The 17,656-nt window shown below is 57.7% G+C and carries 17 protein-coding genes; 13 read left to right on the forward strand and 4 right to left on the reverse strand.

Annotated elements, in window-relative coordinates:
- The first annotated feature begins 4 nt into the window (after positions 1-4).
- The 7 genes from I9187_RS11145 to I9187_RS11175 all read left to right on the forward strand — a co-directional run bounded on the left by I9187_RS11145 (position 5) and on the right by I9187_RS11175 (position 7,283).
- Positions 5-1,738 carry a bifunctional sulfate adenylyltransferase/adenylylsulfate kinase gene (locus I9187_RS11145; protein WP_171727426.1) on the forward strand — a complete coding sequence of 578 codons (1,734 nt, stop codon included), beginning with the start codon at positions 5-7 and terminating at the stop codon, positions 1,736-1,738.
- Positions 1,739-1,937: 199 nt separating this feature from the next.
- A complete protein-coding gene (locus I9187_RS11150) occupies positions 1,938-3,080 on the forward strand; it encodes a Coenzyme F420 hydrogenase/dehydrogenase, beta subunit C-terminal domain (protein WP_209940194.1) in 1,143 nt (380 codons plus the stop codon).
- A gap of 255 nt (positions 3,081-3,335) precedes the next feature.
- Positions 3,336-4,331, forward strand: coding sequence for a tRNA dihydrouridine(20/20a) synthase DusA (dusA, locus tag I9187_RS11155; protein ID WP_171179464.1), 996 nt, complete (start codon positions 3,336-3,338; stop codon positions 4,329-4,331).
- Between the two features lie 15 nt (positions 4,332-4,346).
- Positions 4,347-5,171, forward strand: a complete 825-nt coding sequence (locus I9187_RS11160; protein ID WP_171179467.1) for a sulfite exporter TauE/SafE family protein — start codon at positions 4,347-4,349, stop codon at positions 5,169-5,171.
- Complete coding sequence (locus I9187_RS11165; RefSeq protein WP_209509313.1) at positions 5,168-5,950, forward strand: hypothetical protein; 783 nt, start codon at positions 5,168-5,170, stop codon at positions 5,948-5,950. Before I9187_RS11160 ends, I9187_RS11165 begins: the two co-directional genes overlap by 4 nt.
- 36 nt (positions 5,951-5,986) lie before the next feature.
- A complete protein-coding gene (locus I9187_RS11170; protein WP_209509312.1) occupies positions 5,987-6,715 on the forward strand; it encodes an STAS/SEC14 domain-containing protein in 729 nt (242 codons plus the stop codon).
- Positions 6,716-7,082: 367 nt separating this feature from the next.
- Positions 7,083-7,283 (forward strand): hypothetical protein, encoded by a 201-nt coding sequence (locus tag I9187_RS11175; RefSeq protein ID WP_171179472.1) that lies wholly within the window; start codon positions 7,083-7,085, stop codon positions 7,281-7,283.
- 4 nt (positions 7,284-7,287) lie between these two features.
- On the opposite strand, the gene I9187_RS11180 is transcribed toward I9187_RS11175, so the two are convergent.
- The 3 genes from I9187_RS11180 to ccmI are packed head-to-tail and all read right to left on the reverse strand — an operon-like array spanning position 7,288 to position 9,221.
- Positions 7,288-7,521: a DUF1289 domain-containing protein gene (locus I9187_RS11180; protein ID WP_171179474.1), complete on the reverse strand. Its 234-nt coding sequence runs from the start codon at positions 7,519-7,521 to the stop codon at positions 7,288-7,290.
- An 18-nt stretch (positions 7,522-7,539) separates the two neighbouring features.
- Positions 7,540-8,004, reverse strand: a complete 465-nt coding sequence (gene ruvX / locus I9187_RS11185) for a Holliday junction resolvase RuvX (RefSeq protein WP_171179476.1) — start codon at positions 8,002-8,004, stop codon at positions 7,540-7,542.
- The gene (gene ccmI, locus I9187_RS11190) at positions 8,001-9,221 is read right to left on the reverse strand and encodes a c-type cytochrome biogenesis protein CcmI (protein ID WP_209509311.1); all 1,221 of its coding nucleotides are present in this window, start codon (positions 9,219-9,221) and stop codon (positions 8,001-8,003) included. The genes ruvX and ccmI overlap by 4 nt, the downstream gene beginning before the upstream one ends.
- A 176-nt stretch (positions 9,222-9,397) precedes the next feature.
- On the opposite strand from ccmI, the gene I9187_RS11195 reads away from it, so the two are divergent.
- The 4 genes from I9187_RS11195 (at position 9,398) to I9187_RS11210 (ending at position 14,689) form a co-directional block, all read left to right on the forward strand.
- The gene (locus I9187_RS11195) at positions 9,398-10,642 is read left to right on the forward strand and encodes a sarcosine oxidase subunit beta family protein (protein WP_171179480.1); all 1,245 of its coding nucleotides are present in this window, start codon (positions 9,398-9,400) and stop codon (positions 10,640-10,642) included.
- A 76-nt stretch (positions 10,643-10,718) separates the two neighbouring features.
- Entirely contained in the window at positions 10,719-11,048 is a 330-nt protein-coding gene (locus I9187_RS11200) for a sarcosine oxidase subunit delta (RefSeq protein WP_171180050.1), read from the forward strand.
- A gap of 67 nt (positions 11,049-11,115) precedes the next feature.
- The gene (locus I9187_RS11205) at positions 11,116-14,130 is read left to right on the forward strand and encodes a sarcosine oxidase subunit alpha family protein (RefSeq protein ID WP_171179482.1); all 3,015 of its coding nucleotides are present in this window, start codon (positions 11,116-11,118) and stop codon (positions 14,128-14,130) included.
- Entirely contained in the window at positions 14,123-14,689 is a 567-nt protein-coding gene (locus I9187_RS11210; RefSeq protein WP_171179484.1) for a sarcosine oxidase subunit gamma family protein, read from the forward strand. Before I9187_RS11205 ends, I9187_RS11210 begins: the two co-directional genes overlap by 8 nt.
- Positions 14,690-15,225: 536 nt before the next feature.
- Here I9187_RS11210 and I9187_RS11215 read toward each other — a convergent pair.
- Positions 15,226-15,984, reverse strand: coding sequence for an FkbM family methyltransferase (locus tag I9187_RS11215; protein ID WP_171179486.1), 759 nt, complete (start codon positions 15,982-15,984; stop codon positions 15,226-15,228).
- A gap of 100 nt (positions 15,985-16,084) precedes the next feature.
- Between I9187_RS11215 and I9187_RS11220 the strand changes: the two genes are divergently transcribed.
- Both I9187_RS11220 and I9187_RS11225 read left to right on the forward strand, forming a co-directional pair.
- Entirely contained in the window at positions 16,085-16,684 is a 600-nt protein-coding gene (locus I9187_RS11220; RefSeq protein WP_170704218.1) for a superoxide dismutase, read from the forward strand.
- A gap of 4 nt (positions 16,685-16,688) precedes the next feature.
- On the forward strand, positions 16,689-17,567 hold the full coding sequence (locus I9187_RS11225) for a metallophosphoesterase (RefSeq protein ID WP_209509310.1): 879 nt from the start codon (positions 16,689-16,691) through the stop codon (positions 17,565-17,567).
- Positions 17,568-17,656 lie beyond the last annotated feature (89 nt).

Consider the following 17,656-nt stretch of genomic DNA (forward strand, 5'->3'; position numbering starts at 1 on the left):
TCCAATGACGATGTTAAGTAATCTGGCCCCAATCCCGGAACTTTACGTATCCTATGAGTCTGCTCAGAAACTTAAGTTCGAAGCTTCTGATCTGACCAGCCATGACCTGAGCCCGCGTCAGATCTGCGATCTGGAGCTTCTGATGAATGGCGGGTTCAACCCGCTCAAGGGGTTTCTGACCGAAGCTGATTACAACGGCGTGGTGGAGGACATGCGCCTGGCTGACGGCACGCTCTGGCCGATGCCGATCACGCTGGATGTCAGCGAAGATTTTGCCGACAGTATCGAGCTGGGCCAGGACATCGCCCTGCGTGACCAGGAGGGCGTGATCCTCGCCACCATGACCGTCACCGATCGCTGGGCGCCGGACAAGGCGCGTGAGGCCGAGAAGGTGTTTGGCGCCGATGACGATGCGCACCCTGCGGTCAACTACCTGCACAACGTGGCCGGCAAAGTCTATCTGGGTGGCCCCGTGACCGGCATCCAACAGCCCGTTCACTATGACTTCCGCGGCCGCCGCGACACGCCAAACGAACTGCGCGCCTATTTCCGCAAGCTGGGCTGGCGCCGCATCGTGGCCTTCCAGACCCGCAACCCGCTGCACCGCGCGCATCAGGAACTGACCTTCCGCGCCGCCAAGGAAGCACAGGCCAACCTGTTGATCCACCCGGTTGTCGGCATGACCAAGCCGGGCGACGTGGATCACTTCACCCGCGTGCGGTGTTATGAGGCGGTGCTGGACAAGTACCCGGCGTCCACCACCTCGATGAGCCTGCTGAACCTGGCCATGCGCATGGCTGGCCCGCGCGAGGCGGTCTGGCACGGGCTGATCCGCGCCAACCACGGTTGCACGCACTTTATCGTTGGCCGCGACCACGCAGGCCCGGGCAAAAACAGCCAGGGCGAAGATTTCTATGGCCCGTACGACGCGCAGGACCTGTTCCGCCAGTATCAGGATGAAATCGGCGTCGAAATGGTCGATTTCAAACACATGGTCTACGTCCAGGAACGCGCCCAGTACGAACCCAATGACGAGATCAAAGACAAGGATAAGGTGACAATCCTTAACATTTCCGGAACGGAGCTGCGCCGCCGTCTGGCCGAGGGTCTGGAAATCCCCGAATGGTTCAGCTTTCCCGAAGTTGTGGCCGAGCTGCGCAAGACCAAACCGCCGCGCAGCCAGCAGGGCTTTACCGTGTTCTTCACCGGCTTCTCAGGCTCGGGCAAATCCACCATCGCCAACGCACTGATGGTCAAGCTGATGGAGATGGGCGGGCGCCCGGTGACGCTGCTGGATGGCGACATCGTGCGTAAGAACCTGTCGTCCGAACTGGGCTTCTCGAAAGAGCACCGCGACCTGAACATCCGCCGGATCGGCTATGTGGCCTCAGAGATCACCAAGAACGGCGGCATCGCCATCTGCGCGCCCATCGCGCCCTACGCCACCACGCGCCGCGCCGTGCGCGAAGAGATCGAACAGTTTGGTGCCTTCTGCGAAGTGCATGTCGCGACCACCATCGAGGAATGCGAACGCCGCGACCGCAAGGGCCTGTACAAGCTGGCCCGCGAGGGCAAGATCAAAGAGTTCACCGGTATTTCCGACCCTTATGACGTGCCGGAAAACCCTGAACTGAGCGTCGAAACCGAAAATGTCGAAGTCGACAACTGCGCTCATCAGGTGATCCTGAAGCTTGAGCAAATGGGGTTGATTTCGGGCAGTTGGGGAGAGGGTTGGTGATGGCTGTACCTGTCTTGAAGGCTTTTTGGGGCCCAATCTTCCAATGTAAACCCAACTGCCGGAATGGTGCCGTTATAGCCCTCGGTGATTTTGAGTGAAGAACATGGACCCCAACACACGCTTTTCAAAGATTTTGAAGGACGGATTGTGCATTGGCTGCGGTCTTTGCCAATCTGTGCTTGGGTCAGCAAAACTGCATATGGAAAAGGCGCAGGACGGAGAACTGCGCCCGCAGCTTCGAGGCGAGCTGACCCGGGCGGATGTTGACCTTGTCTACGACGTTTGCCCTGGTGCGCGTTGCGAGGCGATCCCATCCGAAGAAGCGAATGCCGCCCCCTTTGATGACCTGGTCTGGGGACCTTATCACAGCCTGTCTCTGGCTTGGGCGGTTGATGCCAACACGCGGTACGAGGGCTCTACCGCAGGTGTCTTAACCGCGCTGGCGCAATACCTACTATACTCGGGGCGGGTCTCGTTCATCTTGCATGTGAAAGCCTCGGAACAAGAGCCGACTTTTGGCGAGGCCACGATTTCGACAACGATGGAAGAGGTTTTGAGCGGGGCAGGGTCTCGCTATGGTCCGACGGCACCGCTGATTGGACTGGTTGCGGCTTTGGACCGGAACGAACCCTTTGCCGTTGTTGCAAAGCCGTGTGATCTGAACGCTATACGCAATCTTGCGCACAAGGATGCGCGTGTGAATCGCTTGACAAAGTATATGCTGGCCCCTGTCTGCGGCGGCTTTATGCCCGATCAGGCCATGAACCGCTTTTTGTCGGACAACGACATACTCATGCAAGATATCACAGCCTTGCGGTACCGTGGCCGTGGGTGTCCGGGCCCGACAACAATCACCACAAATGACGGTCGACGTCGCGATTTTCATTATCTTGATTTTTGGGGCGAAGACGAAAGCAAATGGTCATTGCCTTTTCGCTGCAAGGTTTGTCCCGATGGTATTGGCGAGGCCGCAGATATTGCGGCCGCTGACACCTGGCCCAATGCCACGCCGGACCGAGAAGGGTCCGTAACGGATCCTGGTACCAATTCAGTGATTACCCGCACGCAGCGTGGTGAAGCGCTTTTACAAGCAGCACTTGCGGACGGATTTCTGGCCCCCGGAGGACAGGTTGATGTTGACTACATGAGTAACACGCAGCCGCATCAGGTATCTAAAAAGCGGTTTATGCATGCCCGATTCAAAGGGCTGAACCGGGCTGGTCAACTAACGCCGGCGACCTTCGGTTTGCGCCTGGAAGAGCTTTCTGATCAAAACACCGCAGAGGAAAACACCGCTCAGGAACAAGGGGCATTCGAGCGCGCTTCGAGGGTAAATGTTTAAAAATATACGTTTTTCTCTGCTGGCCTTTTGTGATCATAGGCACCGCAAACCGGTTTGAGACGGTCACGTCTGGTATGACCACGACAGTCACGAGACGTTGGCTTCTCGCACAGTGCCTTCGGCCTGCTGTTCGCGCCGTCGCGATGTGTTACACCCCAAGAACGCTCGAATCGTGATCTTTGGAAAACCCGAGGAGATACGGCTAAAACCGGGGATATCGCACGCAATGGAGTTTAGAGCTGTGGAGCTGGCGCTTTGAAAAACAACGCACAAAAAGCAGCGCGTTTAAGCGTTGCGCCGATGATGGACTGGACAGATCGACACTGTCGCTTTTTCCATCGACTGCTCAGCACCGAGACCTTGTTGTACACCGAAATGGTGACAGCGCCGGCGCTTGTACGAGGCGGGGCGATGCACTTGTTGGAGTATTCGCCAGAGGAACATCCGGTGGCATTGCAGCTTGGCGGTTCGGACCCGGATGAACTGGCGCAGGCCGCACGGCTGGGGGCCGAAGCTGGATATGATGAGATCAACCTCAATTGCGGTTGCCCATCGGACCGGGTGCAATCGGGCACGTTTGGGGCGGTTCTGATGAAAGATCCGGGCCGTGTTGCCGAATGCGTGTCCGCGATGTGCGCGGCTGTGGATGTGGACGTTACGGTCAAGTGCCGCATCGGGGTTGACGATCAAAACCCTGACGATGTGCTGCCTGCATTTCTGGACCAGATCCGTAACGCGGGTTGTCAAAGGGTGACAATCCACGCACGCAAGGCTTGGTTGCAGGGGCTGAGCCCCAAGGAAAACCGGGATATTCCTCCGTTAGACTATGATCTGGTGCACCGGATGAAGGCGGCGTTTTCGGACCTTCATATCTCGATCAATGGCGGTATCGCTTCATTGGACGCGGCGAAGGCTCATCTGGATGCAGGCCTGGATGGGGTGATGATCGGACGGGCCGCGTACCACCAGCCCGGAGATATTCTGTCAGAGGCTGACCCGCGCATCTTTGGCGTCGGAGACGCGCGAGATCCGATTGCGATCGTTCAACAAATGGTGCCCTATATTGATAAGCATCTTGCCAAAGGCGGGCGGTTGCACCAGATCACGCGCCATATGCTCGGTCTCTTTGCAGGCCGCCCCGGGGCCCGTGCATGGCGGCGCGCCTTGTCAGAAGGGGCCGTGCACAAGGGGGCAGGGCCCGAAGTGATGTTGCAGGCGTTGGACCACATTGCGCCGATGGCAGAGGCTTAACAGGCAGGGGGAACAATGCCCGAGACGATGTTGCTGGCTCAGATGCTGGGCCTTTTGCTTGTGATCGGAGCGCTGGCTGGCGTTCTGGCAGGGTTGCTTGGGGTCGGCGGAGGTATCGTTCTTGTCCCCGCGTTCTTTTATGCCTTCCAAACCCTCGGATATGGCGGCCCGCAACTGATGCAGCTGTGTTTGGCGACATCGCTTGCCACGATCATTGTGACATCGGTTCGTTCAGTTATGGCGCATAACAAAAAGGGTGCCGTTGATTGGGACATTCTGCGTGGATGGGGACCGGGTATCGTCGTTGGCGCAATAGTTGGCGTTATGGTCGCCTCCGCCCTGCGGACCGAGGCCCTGCAGGCTTTGTTTGGCGTTCTGGGTATGGTGATTGGCGCGTATCTTGGGCTGGGCCGTGCTGAATGGCGACTGGGCGATGTTATGCCGGGGGGGATCAAAAGGGCAGTTCTGTCGCCCATGGTAGGCTTTCTTTCGGTTCTGATGGGGATCGGGGGTGGCAGTTTTGGTGTTCCGCTGATGAGCCTTTATAACACCCCGATCCACCGTGCCGTCGCAACAGCGGCAGGCTTTGGTGTGATCATTGCCGTGCCGTCTGTTATCGGTTTTCTGTTTCTTGAAATCGCTCCCGAGCATCGGCCTCCGCTCACCATCGGAGCGGTCAATCTTGTGGCTTTCGGGGTCGTTGTTGCCATGACAATGATGACTGCGCCCTGGGGGGTGAAACTGGCCCATGCGATGGATCCGAAACCCTTGAAGCGGGTCTTTGCGGTATTTCTGACGCTGGTTGCACTAAACATGCTGCGCAAGGCGGTTGGGCTATGAGTGATTTCTGGACCAAGGGCTGGGTCAAGTTTCCTTTTGATCCAACGCTTGCCGAATGGATTGGTCACGCGTTGCCCGCCGCACGGGCGTCAACTTCGGACCCGGAACATGCAGAATGGTTGGATTGTGAAGGAACATGGTTCATCGGCGTGGATGCATTACCCAATGACCCGCAGGGCAGGGTCGGGTCGTCTGGGCCTTTGACCGGACTGGCCCTGTCGTTCATTCGCGAACACTATGGTGATTTACCTCTGCACAAAGGGCAGGTTTCGGTCATCTATCCGGGCTACCCACGCCCGCGGCGTTGGGAAAACGAAGCCGCCACTCGGTATCGCCGGAATAGGGATGCTGCCCATGTGGACGGTTTGCGCCCAATGGGCCCGGATCGTCGTCGGCGTGTGGATGAGCCACATGCGTGGATATTGGGCATTCCCCTGACCGAGGCCAGCGCGGATGCGTCACCCATGGTGCTGTGGGAAGGCAGCCATCATATTCTTGGTTCTGCCTTCAGGGATGCGTTGCGTGGCACACCAGACGAGGCTCTGCATGAAGTAGATGTGACGGATATCTACCAAGCCGCGCGACGCGAGGTTTTTCAGACCTGCCCGAGGATCGAATTGCCTGCCGTACCGGGGGAAGCTTACCTGTTACACCGCCATTGTCTGCATGGTGTTGCGCCCTGGGCTGACGCGGCCACAGCCGGACCAGATGGACGGATGATCGCCTATTTTCGACCGGAATGTACCGGGGGTGTGGCCGAATGGATCAAAACTGCCTAACCTTCTGTCATTATTTGGCTTTGGAGGTTTTGAGGTATGATTAAGGTCCATACGAATTCTGATGGTGCCCTGATTGAAGTCGAGTTGTCAGGGCAAGTCACAAGCGCCGACTACACAAACACCTTGGTTCCTGCGATCGAGGCCGCGTTGACCGAAAATGATACGGTGCGTCTACTGGCCATCGTGCAGCCTGAATTCAAAGGGTATGATCTGGGCGCTGCATGGTCGGATACCAAGCTGGGGCTCAGTCATTGGCGTGGCTTCGACCGGATCGCAGTAGTTGCCGATCAGGGCTGGGTGAAAACCAGCGTTCGTCTGGCCGCCCCGATCCTGCCGTGTCCCGTGCAATTGTTTGATCTGGCTGATCTGGAAGCCGCCCGGCGTTGGATGCGCGAGTCGCTGGGCTCGATCCATGTGACCGACTTGGGCGGGCCGGGTGTGCAGATCAGCCTTTTGGGTAAACTGGACCCCGAGGAATACCAGCAGGCAGAGCGTGATCTGGATGGCTTGCTTCAGGACCGCGACGGGTTTCGCTTGCTGATCGACCTGCGGGAATTCGATGGATGGCAGGGACTGTCTGCGTTAGCGGCGCATTTCCGGCTGGCCAGTCGCCATATCGGTCAGTTGGACCGAGCTGCGATTGTTGGCGACAAAAGCTGGCAGCATATGGCCCAAAAAGTCGCCAGTCATGTTCTTGGCACTCGGACTCAGTTTTTCCCGTCTGAAGAGTTCGACAACGCAAAAACCTGGCTGGCTGCCGGATAAGCCCGCAGTGTGCTTAAGGTGGCGGCGATCAATCCCCAGGGCATTGATCGCTGCATCGCGCTCGCGAAATTCATGATGATTCGCCAACAATGGTTGGGTTGCAAAGTGCACACTTGTTATTTGCGTTTTGCTCAGACCTGAACGCCTAATAATGACGTGAGGGAACTTCAGGCGTTTATGGGTTTTTACTGACGGGTGCGTCAAATACGATCTGGACCTGAGTGTTTTCCCCCTAATTTTCGTTGGAAACACCTTTAGCCACACTTTGTCGCTGCGGGTCACCACTTACATAAGACGCGAGCTAGAACCCCTCGGAGCTCGCTTTCGATCCGCAGCGGCAGAAATGTTATTTAGCGGGAATAACAAGATGAAATTGAATGCTCTGTTTGGAAAGCTGTTAAGCCGCGCCGCGTCTGACAATCGGCGTGTGAAACCAAAAAGTGAAACTGTTCGACATGACCGGGCGACGCGATCCGAGATGACGGTTCTGCTCTGCAAAGAATTGCATAAACCTGTTTCGAAGCTGGCCGGACATGCGCAAATCGACGCGCGAGATAAGCTGGGCTAACTGCTCAGGAGTCGTTTAAGCGACCCGCACGTCCGCCGCGCCGTTTGGCAAGCCGGGGTTTGCGCGCGGGCAAGTCATCCATGATTTCTGCACGCTCAGAGCTGTCCATCTTGGACCAGCGCGTGATTTCGTCAATCGTGCGATAGCATCCGGTGCAGATGCGTTCAGTCGGGTGAACGACACAGATCTGGACGCAAGGGCTTTCGACCTCATTCCGTTTCCACACCATATTCGTCATTGACGGTCTCCGACCTCGTTACAAAAAGCGCAACCTGTCCAGCGCCCCTTGCAAGATATAACCTGCGGCTACGTGATCAATAACCTGTCCGCGACGTTTTCGTGTCGTATCCGCCTCCAGCAGTGCTTTTTCTGCCGCAACCGTGCTGAGCCGTTCGTCCCAGAATCCAATGGGCAGATCGGTCAAACGGGACAGATTTCGCGCAAAAGCCCGTGTCGACTGGCAGCGCGGCCCCTCAGACCCATCCATGTTTTTCGGCAGTCCCAGTAAGATACCACCGATTTCACGATCGGTCACAATCTCGATCAAACGCGCGGAATCCAAGGTAAATTTTTTGCGCCGTACGGTTTCCAGCGGACTGGCAACCCCGCGCATCCGGTCGGACACGGCAACGCCGATTGTCTTTTCACCAAGATCCAGACCCATCAGTGCTGTCATCGGCGGCAACGCTGCAGCGAAGTCCTCGAACGCATCGTGGATCATTGGGCAATCCCTGCCTGCAACGCGGCTGCGTCGAGGATTTCAAGTGCTTCGGAATTCCCGACAAAGACTTGCATGGCCTCTTTGTGAATATCGATGGCCCTTTGACCCTGACCCAGAACACCCAAAGCTGCAATCAGACGTGCCCATTCCTCGGGCGCGCCGCCTTCGGTGGCCAGACGGTCTGACAGCTGGTTCACCATCCCCTGAATCATCTCTTGCCGTTCTTCGGGCGTCAATTCCGCCGCGGCGGCCATATCTTCCTGACTGGGGCCGGCCGCGGTGCTGAGGTCTGGTGCATTGAAAACACCTGCTCGAAAGGCCAGTTCATCGATCTGCGCCCGAATGGCACCGACCCAGGGCGCGCCGCTTGGGGAATCCTGTAAGGTTTGCACCCACATGCGATAGGCCAGGTCCGGGCGACCGACCTGAGCCAACATCTGCCCCCAGTAGTAACGCGCCGGACCATGGCGACGGTCCCGGTTCAACGCTTCGGTCAGGGCCTGTTCAGCCTCTGGCGAAACATAGCCGCCCGCCGCGAGGATCATCATCTCGGCAAGGTCAGCGTAAGCGTCGGCCGTTGCTGCGTCCCCGGACAGTTCAATCACGCGTTTCTGCGCGGTATATCCTGCCTTGAAGTTGCCAGCGTTGGTCTCGTGCTGTGCCAGCAGCATTTGCCCCTGCAGGTCATCCGGACGGTTGGCGACCGTTTCCCGCAACTGATTCAAAAGCGCTTCATAGCTTTCGTCCAACTGCGCAGGTTGCGGTGGGGTCGCCAGCTGTTCTGCGGCGTTTTGGGGCGGACGGTTGGCGCGAACCTCTTCCGCAAGCTCCAGCCTTGCGGTCAATGGCATGTCGGGCAAACCCACGGCACCGGTCCGATCATACAGTGCCGTCGCACCACCGATCAGGATAAGCGCAATCACGACCACCGAGATGATGGAAACGGCTCGCGAAGGCCCAGATTCGGCGTTGCCCTTTTTCATTTGTTCGTCGGCGGCCAGAATGCGACGGGAAATCTCGGTTCGGACCCGTTCGGCGTCTGCCTCGCCAATCACACCGCGCGCCAGGTCTTTGTCGACCCCGGCCAATTGTTCGCGATAAACCTCCAGATCATAAGCGGCTGAAGGTTTCTCCCCACTGCGATTGTGCAGCAGAGCGAAGCAAAGGAATGCCGCAATCAGGAGTGCGACAATAAAAATCAGAACCCAGAACGTCATGGTCCCTCCGAAGATGTTGCCCTGACTTAGACCCACGGGCCGCCCGACAAAAGGGACAAATGGCCGCGAATGAGCGACATGTCGCAATAGTGCGATATTGCGGCGTTGCGCGGCAGGGGTAAACTGCGCACACACGGCATATCTGCGCCCAATCACCGAACCGGATGGATTCGCACATGAAACACTATTCAGCCTTTGCTGTGGCGCGGGAAGCTCTGCGCTATCACACCGGATGGGAACGCGCCTGGCGTTCGCCCGCACCCAAGAAGAAATATGACGTCATCATCATAGGTGCTGGCGGGCACGGTCTAGCGACCGCGTACTACCTTGGAAAGAACTACGGCATACAGAATGTCGCGGTGATCGAAAAAGGCTGGCTGGGTGGTGGTAACACGGGCCGGAATACCACCATTATCCGTTCGAACTATCTGCAGGATCCATCGGCTGCGCTGTACGAAAAAGCGCGGGGGCTTTATGAGGACCTGAGCCAGGACCTGAACTATAACATCATGTTCAGCCCGCGCGGTGTGATGATGCTGGCGCAGACACAGCACGAGATTCGCGGTTATCAGCGCACGGCCCATGCCAATGCTCTGCAGGGTGTGAAGACCGAATGGATCACCCCCGAGCGCGTCAAGGAACTGGTGCCGATCATCAATCTGGAGGGTCCGCGCTATCCGGTTCTGGGCGCGTTGTGGCAGGAACGCGGCGGCACCGCGCGTCACGATGCTGTGGCCTGGGGCTATGCCCGTGCCTGTTCTGCCATGGGGATGGATATCATTCAGCAATGTGAAGTCACAGGCGTGCGCTCGGATAACGGGCGGGTCGTAGGCGTAGATACCACCAAAGGTGCCATTGATTGTGACAAGCTGGGCATCGTCGTTGCCGGCCACTCTGGTCAACTGGCCGAAATGGCGGGCTTCCGTCTGCCGCTTGAAGCGATTGCATTGCAGGCTCTGGTATCCGAACCGATCAAGCCTTGCATGGATGTGGTCGTAATGGCGAACACCGTGCACGGTTATATGTCTCAGTCCGACAAGGGTGAGATGGTGATTGGTGGCGGCACCGACGGGTTCAACAACTTTACCCAGCGCGGATCGTTCCATCACATCGAGGAAACCGTGCGCGCGCTGGTCGAAACCTTCCCGATGATCTCACGCCTGAAAATGCTGCGGCAATGGGGTGGGATCGTGGATATGACCGGCGACCGGTCCCCGATTTTGTCCAAGACACCGCTGGGTGGCTGCTTCATCAACTGTGGTTGGGGTACTGGCGGCTTCAAGGCGATCCCGGGATCGGGCTGGGGCATGGCACAGCTGATGGCCACAGGTCATTCGCCGCTGACCGAAGCCTTTACTCTGGATCGCTTCAAAGAGGGCCGCTTCATCGACGAAAGCGTCGCCGCCGGGGTGGCGCACTAATGGGTCTGCCCAAGGTCGCCAAGTAACAGAATTCAGGTCGGCTTCGATGCCGACCGACCGCCAAAAGGATGACAACATGCTGATCCTGAACTGCCCTTACTGCGGCGTTGACGCCGAAGAAACCGAACTGGCCGCTGGTGGCGAAGCGCATCTGAAGCGTTTTGGCCCCGGCTCGTCGGATGATGAATTCCACGACTACCTTTTCATGCGTGAAAACCCCAAAGGGGTGCATTTCGAACGCTGGCGTCATGCCAATGGTTGCGGCAAGTGGTTCCACGCCGCGCGCTGCACGCAGACGCTTGAGGTGTTCGGCACTTATTCCGCACAGGTCACCGAGCCGCCGAAAGATATCAAGGATGCCATCACAGCCAAACGTCCTGACTGGACGTGGAGAGAGTTCTCCTGATGCTTCATCTTTTCAAAAATACTCCCGCCGGAGGCTTTGATGCCTCCACCTGCGAAAGGTCCGCAAAATGAGCACCCGTCTCGCAAAACAAGGCCGGCTGATTGACCGGTCGAAAAAGGTCACGTTTACGTTCAACGGCACTTCGATGCAGGGCTACGACGGCGACACGCTCGCTTCGGCCCTGCTGGCCAACGATCAGATGATGATGGGCCGGTCGTTCAAGTACCACCGTCCGCGCGGCGTCGTCGCCAGCGGTGCGGAAGAGCCGAACGCGCTGGTTGGTCTGGGGCAGGGTGCCCGGTTCGAGCCGAACCAGCGCGCCACCACGACCGAGCTGTTCAACGGCTTGACTGCAATCTCTCAAAACCACTGGCCGAACCTCGATTTTGACATCGGTGCAGTGAATACAGCGCTGGCGCGGTTCCTGCCGGCTGGTTTCTACTACAAAACGTTCATCCATCCGAAGCCGTTCTGGAAACACGTCTACGAGCCCTTCATCCGCCAATCTGCCGGTCTGGGCAAAGCGCCCGACAAGGAAACCAAGGACGCGGACACCTATGAACACTTCTATGCCTTTACCGATGTGCTGGTGATTGGCGGTGGTGTAGCTGGGCTGCAAGCAGCGAAAACGGCCGCGCAATCCGGTGCCAAGGTTCTGCTGATCGAGCAGACCGCGCATTGGGGTGGTCGCGCTCCGGTTGACGGCGGTACGGTGAATGGCGAGCCTGTGGATAAGTTCGTGGAACAATTAGTTTCCGAACTCGAAACAATGGACAACGTTACCTTGCGCGCGCGATGCATGGGGGCAGGCGTCTATGACCACGGTTACGTGCTGGGATATGAGCGTCTGACGGACCACACTCCGGGCGTGCAAGGCCCTCGTCATCGGTTGTGGCGTATCCGGGCCAAACAGGTTGTCACCGCCACCGGTGCAATTGAGCGTCCGTTGTCATTCGCGGGTAACGATGTGCCGGGTGTGATGCTGGCTTCGGCGATGCGCGATTATGTTGTGAACTGGGGCGTAACACCCGGTGAACGTGTCATTGTTGCCACCAATAATGACGACGCATACCGCACTGCGATCCAGATGAAACAGGCCGGTGTTGATGTTCTGCGCGTGGTTGACGCCCGTGCATCTGCCGGCCCTCTGGCGCAAGAAGCGCGGGACCTTGGTATCCGCGTTGATCCCGGCAAGGCCATCGCGAAGGTCAAGGGCGGCAAACGCGTCAAAAAGGTTGCCATCTGTAACCAAGAGGGTGTCGGCGGCGCGCGCGAGGAGGTCGAAGCCGATGCGGTCGCCATGTCAGGCGGCTGGTCTCCGGTTGTGCATATGTGGTCGCACTGCGGCGGCAAACTGATCTGGGACGAGGCGCACGCGCATTTCCGCCCAGATCCTGATCGCCCACCGCTGGGTGCTGATGGTGAAGGCTTTGTTCTTGCTGCTGGCAGCTCGAATGGTCCGTTGGCTCTGGCAGATGTTCTGAAAGACGCAGACGCAGCAGGCAAAGCAGCGGGCAAGGCCGTTGGTCATACGCCCAAACGCACCAAAGCCCCGGTTGGTGAAACCACTGCCGAGGCACCGATGGAAGCTGTTTGGCTTATGCCTGCCAATGCTGAAATCCAGCTGCGCGCTAAATCGTGGCTCGACTTCCAGAACGACGTCAAAGTCTCGGACGTTCAGCTGGCGGCGCGCGAAGGGTATGAAAGCGTCGAGCACACCAAGCGTTACACCACGTTGGGCATGGCGACCGATCAGGGTAAGCTGAGCAATATCAACGGCTTGGCGATCCTTGCTGATGCACTTGAATCAGAGATTCCCAAGGTCGGCACCACCACCTTCCGTCCGCCCTATACGCCCATTTCGATGGGTGCGATCGGGGGCGAGGCGCGGGGTGAAGTATTCCAGCCGATCCGTCAAACTCCGATGCACAACTGGCATGACAAGAACGGTGCCGATTGGGAGCCGGTCGGTCACTGGCGCCGAACATATGCCTATGTTCGTCCCGGTGAATCCGTGCATGACGCAGTGAACCGCGAGGTGAAGAACACCCGCGAAAACCTCGGTCTGCTGGATGCATCGACGCTGGGCAAGCTGATCGTCAAAGGGCCTGATGCGGGCAAATTCCTGGACATGATGTACACCAACATGATGTCCACGCTGAAGGTCGGCAAATGCCGCTATGGCCTGATGTGTTCCGAGAATGGATTCCTGATCGACGACGGTGTTGTTGCCCGTATCGACGAGGACACGTGGCTCTGCCACACCACCACCGGCGGGGCCGAGCGCATCCATGGTCACATGGAAGAATGGCTGCAGACCGAATGGTGGGATTGGAAAGTCTACGTCGCCAACGTGACCGAGCAATATGCGCAAGTCGCCGTGGTCGGCCCGAACGCGCGCAAGGTGCTTGAGAAGCTGGGCGGCATGGATGTCAGCAAAGAGGCGCTGCCGTTCATGGAATGGCGCGATGGCAAGATCGGTGACTTCGATTGCCGCGCCTATCGCATCTCGTTCTCAGGTGAGCTGTCTTATGAGATCGCTGTTCCTGCAAGCCAAGGTCAGGCGTTTTGGGATGCCTTGATGGAGGCAGGGAAAGAGTTCGGAGTGATGCCGTACGGCACCGAATGTCTGCACATCCTGCGGGCCGAGAAGGGCTTTATCATGATCGGTGACGAGACCGACGGCACCGTGATCCCACAGGATTTGGGGCTGCATTGGGCGTTGTCGAAAAAGAAAGAGGATTACCTCGGTAAGCGGGCCCATTCGCGCATCCATATGGCCGATCCAGAACGTTGGAAACTGGTCGGTCTTGAGACTGTGGATGGTTCTGTCATTCCCGACGGTGCCTACGCGGTGGGCGAGGGTGTCAACGCCAACGGTCAGCGCAACATGATCGGGCGCGTGACCTCGACCTATTACTCGGCCAATCTGGGCAAAGGCATCGCCATGGGCCTGATCAAGCACGGGCCAGATCGCATGGGTGAGATTGTCGAATTCCCGGGCACCGACGGTAAAACCTACAAAGCAAAGATCGTGGACCCGATCTTCTTCGACAAGGACGGGGAGAAGCAGAATGTCTGAACCCATCAGCGCACTGAACCACGCCAGCTATGACGGGATCGCTAAGATCGCGGAATGTGGCCTGCAAGGCATGATCACACTGCGCGGTGATCTGTCCGACAAGGTTCTGGCCAAAGCCGTCAAGGATGCAACCGGACAGAAGGTGCCCGGTCAGCGCGAGGCTTCGGTCACTGGCGACACCGGCGTGGCTTGGATGTCCACCGATGAATTGCTGGTGCTAGTGCCTTACGCCGAGGTCGAGGCCAAACTGGCGGCAATGACCAACGCGCTCAGCGGCACGCATGCTCTGGCGGTCAACGTCTCGGATGCGCGTGCGGTATTCAGCATCTCGGGTGCCAGCGCGCGTGAAGTGTTGGGTAAGCTGGCTCCGGTTGAGCTGTCGGCAGAGGCATTCCAACCCGGCCAGATCCGCCGTTCGCGCCTTGCGCAGGTGGCTGGCGCATTCTGGATGGACGACGATCAGACCTTCCGCGTTGTGTGCTTCCGCTCCGCTGCGGACTACGTCTTTAAGTTGCTTAAGGTTGCCGCGCAGCCGGGCAGCGAAGTCGGTGTTTACTGATAGAAAGTAGAAAGCCCCGGATCACCCGGGGCTTTTCTTAGCTTTGAACACTGCAGATGCCAACGCCGGATGGCTTGTTCGCAAAGTTACCCTGCAAAAAGGCCATGCGCACAGTAACGGACTTATCGGAAGGTTTAAGGTTTGCCTGAGAGCGAACACGAACGTTTCCGCCTGCAGCCATGGTTTGGTCCAAGTGCCAGACAACACGATAGCCTTTCGCGCCTCGATCTTAAAATTGTGCCGCCTCTCATTCCCGGTAAGAGCTGGCTGCCAGTGCAGACGCTTGTGCTGTATCAATCTTGAACCTGTACTCTGGCGCGATCCAGCGGTGGGCGTCCTGTTTTGTCATCTTACATAAGCATATAACCGTTTCGGCTGCTCCTGTTTGTACAAGTACCAGCGCAGAAAACTTCAATAAAAATATTTTATTACAATGATTTATTTATTGAATTCAGGTGGGTGCAAGCACCCCGATACACCCAGAAGAGGCAAGATCTATTCGTTGAAGTTTATAGAATACCGGCCCCGGCGTTTCTTTATTGCAAAAGGATTGTACGATACCGGCTTAACCCCTCTGGCTTCAAAAGCTCCGCCGGTTTCAGCGGTTGCATCTTGTCATCCGAGAGAGAGGGGTAAAAATCCAGCGCCTCCAACAATCCGGCCACCCGGTCGCGTCTTTCAGCCTCGGGCAGCAATGGAGCATGCAGCGACAAAAACAGGGCGGGGCGATGTTCTTTGAGCCACGGTGCGAGGGTTGGTAAGACAAAGAACTCTGCCCCCTCGATATCCATCTTAACCAACGACACGCCGGACAGATCGTTTGCGGTTGCGAACTGGTCCCACGCGATGGTCAATGCATCAGAGCCATGCGCTCCGTCATGCAGAAGCGAACTGGTGGAATCCCCCGGCTCGCCCCGAACGGACGCCATGCGGGCCACGCCAAATTTGTCAGACAAGGCAACGCCCAAGGCCGAGACATTTTGAATGCCATTCAGATCCAGATTCCAAGCCAGATGCCGGTACGCTGTGGGGTCGGGTTCGAAGCACCACACATGCCGCGCTTTTCGCGCGCCATATAGGACCGTGGGACCGATCCAAGCCCCGATGTCCAGATAATCGCTATCTTGGGAAAGGAACTGATCCAGCACCGCAAAGGTTTCCGGTTCCCAAGCGCCAGCAGAGGCTTTGCGCCAGAATTTCGAATGGTAGGGGTCTAGGCGAAATGGCTCGCCGTTCAATGAACCTTCATAGTATCCGCGGGCGCGGTAAAACATCTTGCGCGCCTGTGTCAGCATCGCGGACCTCCGGGTTTTATTGCCTCGCCCCTTGACCTGCGGCGGCTGCCACAGCATTTAACCGTTGGGAACCGCAACTTTAATTTAACAGGGGGCCGACATGGCTTTTGAACTTCCTGATCTTCCTTATGCACATGACGCGCTGGCAGCCAAGGGTATGTCCGCGGAAACGTTGGAATATCACCACGACCTGCACCACAAAGCCTATGTCGACAACGGCAACAAGCTGATCGCCGGCACCGAATGGGATGGCAAGTCGCTGGAAGAGATCATCGTTGGCACCTATGACGCAAACGCAGTTGCGCAGAACGGTATCTTCAACAACATCAGCCAGCTGTGGAACCACAACCAGTTCTGGGAAATGATGGGCCCTGGCGACAACGCGATGCCCGGTGAGCTGGAAAAAGCGCTGACCGAAAGCTTTGGCTCGGTTGACGAATTCAAGTCGCAGTTCAGCGCGGCTGGTGCCGGTCAGTTCGGCTCGGGCTGGGCGTGGCTTGTCAAGAACGCCGACGGATCGCTGGCCGTGACCAAGACAGAAAACGGCGTAAACCCGCTGTGCTTCGGTCAGACCGCACTGCTGGGTTGCGACGTGTGGGAGCACTCCTACTACATCGACTTCCGCAACAAGCGCCCGGCATACCTGTCGAACTTCCTCGACAATCTGGTGAACTGGGAAAACGTCGCGTCGCGGATGTAATGAATTGAACCGACGTCGGTTTATAAAGGGCCTGCTGGCGGTAACGCTGGCAGGTCTCATCACGTCAGCCTACGGGTTTTTCATCGAACCCGCAGTGCGGCTGCGCGTGCGTAAATGGCGCGTGCGTCGGGACGATTGGACCGCACCACCGCTCAAGATTGCGGTGCTGTCGGATTTGCACGTGGGTGAGCCCTATGTTGGTCTGGATCGCATAAGGCAGGTTGTGCGCCGTACAAACGCATTGGCACCTGATGTTGTCCTGCTGCTGGGCGATTTCTTCGCAAGCCACAAAGGGGTCTCTGAAACCGTCGAGATGCAGGATCTGGCACCTGTATTGGCGGGGCTAGAGGCAAAGAACGGTGTCTTTGCCGTGCTGGGCAATCACGACTGGTGGGATGACAAGCCAGCACAGCGCCGTGGGGCAGGACCCAATCGCTATACCGAGATTCTGGAACAGAACGGCATTTCGGTTTTGTCTAACACCGCCGTGAAACTCGAAGTCCCCGGCATCTGGCTGGCAGGGCTTGAGGATCAACTGGCTATCTGGCGCAACGGTAAACCAAAAGGGCTGGATGATCTGGAAGGAACATTGGCGCAGATCACCGACGATGCCCCGGTTGTGATGATGGCGCATGAACCGGATGTTTTCCCTAAAATGCCAGACCGGGTGGCCTTGACCCTTTCGGGGCATACGCATGGCGGCCAAGTGCGCCTGTTTGGGTGGTCGCCTGTTGTGCCGTCGAAGTTTGGCAATCGGTATGCTTACGGACATGTACGCGAAGGTGCGCGTGATCTGGTGGTGTCGGGCGGTATCGGATGTTCGATCCTGCCGGTGCGTTTTGGTGTGACACCGGAAATCACCGTTGTCGAAATGTCGGCCTAAAGGATTGATGAGCCGCCGGTGAAAACCCGCCGATGGGTTTCATTTCCGTACAACCACATCTTGTTTGCTTCGCTACAGAACACATCTTT

It is taken from the genome of Ruegeria sp. HKCCE4148, from assembly GCF_017872495.1.
Classification (GTDB): Bacteria; Pseudomonadota; Alphaproteobacteria; order Rhodobacterales; family Rhodobacteraceae; genus Ruegeria.

Coding starts and splice junctions, on each gene's coding strand:
- I9187_RS11145 (WP_171727426.1), top strand. CDS start 5: ATGACGATGTTAAGTAATCTGGCCCCAATCCCGGAACTTTACGTATCC.
- I9187_RS11150 (WP_209940194.1), top strand. CDS start 1,938: ATGGAAAAGGCGCAGGACGGAGAACTGCGCCCGCAGCTTCGAGGCGAG.
- I9187_RS11160 (WP_171179467.1), top strand. CDS start 4,347: ATGCCCGAGACGATGTTGCTGGCTCAGATGCTGGGCCTTTTGCTTGTG.
- I9187_RS11165 (WP_209509313.1), top strand. CDS start 5,168: ATGAGTGATTTCTGGACCAAGGGCTGGGTCAAGTTTCCTTTTGATCCA.
- I9187_RS11170 (WP_209509312.1), top strand. CDS start 5,987: ATGATTAAGGTCCATACGAATTCTGATGGTGCCCTGATTGAAGTCGAG.
- I9187_RS11175 (WP_171179472.1), top strand. CDS start 7,083: ATGAAATTGAATGCTCTGTTTGGAAAGCTGTTAAGCCGCGCCGCGTCT.
- I9187_RS11180 (WP_171179474.1), bottom strand. CDS start 7,521: ATGACGAATATGGTGTGGAAACGGAATGAGGTCGAAAGCCCTTGCGTC.
- ruvX (WP_171179476.1), bottom strand. CDS start 8,004: ATGATCCACGATGCGTTCGAGGACTTCGCTGCAGCGTTGCCGCCGATG.
- ccmI (WP_209509311.1), bottom strand. CDS start 9,221: ATGACGTTCTGGGTTCTGATTTTTATTGTCGCACTCCTGATTGCGGCA.
- I9187_RS11195 (WP_171179480.1), top strand. CDS start 9,398: ATGAAACACTATTCAGCCTTTGCTGTGGCGCGGGAAGCTCTGCGCTAT.
- I9187_RS11200 (WP_171180050.1), top strand. CDS start 10,719: ATGCTGATCCTGAACTGCCCTTACTGCGGCGTTGACGCCGAAGAAACC.
- I9187_RS11205 (WP_171179482.1), top strand. CDS start 11,116: ATGAGCACCCGTCTCGCAAAACAAGGCCGGCTGATTGACCGGTCGAAA.
- I9187_RS11210 (WP_171179484.1), top strand. CDS start 14,123: ATGTCTGAACCCATCAGCGCACTGAACCACGCCAGCTATGACGGGATC.
- I9187_RS11215 (WP_171179486.1), bottom strand. CDS start 15,984: ATGCTGACACAGGCGCGCAAGATGTTTTACCGCGCCCGCGGATACTAT.
- I9187_RS11220 (WP_170704218.1), top strand. CDS start 16,085: ATGGCTTTTGAACTTCCTGATCTTCCTTATGCACATGACGCGCTGGCA.